Source organism: Streptococcus mitis, assembly GCF_946188685.1.
In the GTDB taxonomy this organism is placed as follows: Bacteria; Bacillota; Bacilli; order Lactobacillales; family Streptococcaceae; genus Streptococcus; species Streptococcus mitis_CC.
In genome coordinates this window covers 1-252 of sequence record NZ_CAMHWH010000039.1, presented here as the reverse complement: position 1 = coordinate 252, position 252 = coordinate 1, and the positions used below count along the sequence as shown (strand labels likewise).

Sequence of the window (252 nt, the reverse complement as noted above, 5' to 3'; positions counted from 1 at the left end):
CAAGTCAATCAGCATCTGAGTCCGCATCGACAAGTGCTTCAACAAGCGCAAGTCAATCTGCATCTGAGTCCGCATCGACAAGTGCATCGACAACAGCAAGTCAATCGGCATCTGAGTCAGCATCAACAAGTGCGTCGACAACCGCAAGTCAATCGGCATCTGAGTCCGCATCGACAAGTGCGTCGACAACAGCAAGTCAATCGGCATCTGAGTCCGCAGCGACCGGGGGCTCGGGATGAGGCGGGGACGGGG

The 252-nt window shown here is 56.0% G+C and carries 1 protein-coding gene; it reads left to right on the top strand.

The window, feature by feature from the left end:
* The coding region (locus N8N51_RS10380) for a hypothetical protein (RefSeq protein WP_261104146.1) at positions 1-239 on the top strand (239 nt) is incomplete at its 5' end.
* Positions 240-252: the final 13 nt, after the last annotated feature.